Origin of the sequence: Streptomyces sp. DH37, from assembly GCF_029813835.1 — a bacterium.
Lineage (GTDB): Bacteria > Actinomycetota > Actinomycetes > Streptomycetales > Streptomycetaceae > Streptomyces.
This window is the reverse complement of sequence record NZ_JARVKV010000145.1, coordinates 1-1444: the sequence shown is the minus strand read 5'-3', so window position 1 is coordinate 1444 and position 1444 is coordinate 1. Positions and strand designations below refer to the sequence as shown.

The following is a 1444-nucleotide window of genomic DNA, read 5'->3' as shown; positions in this document are numbered from 1 at the left end:
GGCCAGAGATGGTCGCCCCCTTGTGGTCGGTGTACAGGTGGTGCATGGCTGTCGTCAGCTCGTGTCGTGAGATGTTGGGTTAAGTCCCGCAACGAGCGCAACCCTTGTTCTGTGTTGCCAGCATGCCTTTCGGGGTGATGGGGACTCACAGGAGACTGCCGGGGTCAACTCGGAGGAAGGTGGGGACGACGTCAAGTCATCATGCCCCTTATGTCTTGGGCTGCACACGTGCTACAATGGCCGGTACAATGAGCTGCGATGCCGTGAGGTGGAGCGAATCTCAAAAAGCCGGTCTCAGTTCGGATTGGGGTCTGCAACTCGACCCCATGAAGTCGGAGTCGCTAGTAATCGCAGATCAGCATTGCTGCGGTGAATACGTTCCCGGGCCTTGTACACACCGCCCGTCACGTCACGAAAGTCGGTAACACCCGAAGCCGGTGGCCCAACCCCTTGTGGGAGGGAATCGTCGAAGGTGGGACTGGCGATTGGGACGAAGTCGTAACAAGGTAGCCGTACCGGAAGGTGCGGCTGGATCACCTCCTTTCTAAGGAGCACTTCTTGGATCGCCGGGATGTTTTCCGGTGGTTCCAGAGGCCGGTTCATCGGCGCCCGTCCGATGCCGGTGGCTCATGGGTGGAACGTTGACTACTCGGCCGGATCGCTGGTGATCCGCTCTCAGTACTGCCCCTCTTCTCGGAAGACGGGGTGTGGAACGGATGCGGTGATCGGGGAGCCGGTCGGGCACGCTGTTGGGTGTCTGAGGGCGCGGCCGTGAAAGGTCGAGCGTCTTCGGTGCCGGTCCCGGTGTACTCCGCCTGTTGGCGGGGGTGGCGGGTGGCCGGTCGTTGTTTGAGAACTGCACAGTGGACGCGAGCATCTGTGGCCAAGTTTTTAAGGGCGCACGGTGGATGCCTTGGCACCAGGAACCGATGAAGGACGTGGGAGGCCGCGATAGGCCCCGGGGAGCTGTCAACCGAGCTGTGATCCGGGGGTGTCCGAATGGGGAAACCCGGCAGTCGTCATGGGCTGTCACCCATACCTGAACACATAGGGTATGTGGAGGGAACGCGGGGAAGTGAAACATCTCAGTACCCGCAGGAAGAGAAAACAACCGTGATTCCGGGAGTAGTGGCGAGCGAAACCGGATGAGGCTAAACCGTTCACGTGTGAGACCCGGCAGGGGTTGCGTGGGCGGGGTTGTGGGATCTCTGATCAGTCGTCTGCCGGCGGCTGGGCGAGTCAGAAACCGTTGATGTAGGCGAAGGGCATGCGAAAGGCCCGGCGTAGAGGGTAAGACCCCCGTAGCCGAAACATTGACGGCTCGTCTGAGAGACACCCAAGTAGCACGGGGCCCGAGAAATCCCGTGTGAATCTGGCGGGACCACCCGCTAAGCCTAAATATTCCCTGGTGACCGATAGCGGATAGTACCGTGAGGGAATGGTG

Annotated in this window: 2 rRNA genes; both read left to right on the top strand. The window is 60.5% G+C overall.

Features of this window, described 5'->3' with window-relative positions:
- A 16S ribosomal RNA gene (locus QC029_RS30385) occupies nucleotides 1–544 on the top strand; the annotation flags it as partial.
- A gap of 337 nt (nucleotides 545–881) precedes the next feature.
- Nucleotides 882–1444, top strand: a 23S ribosomal RNA gene (locus QC029_RS30380); the annotation flags it as partial.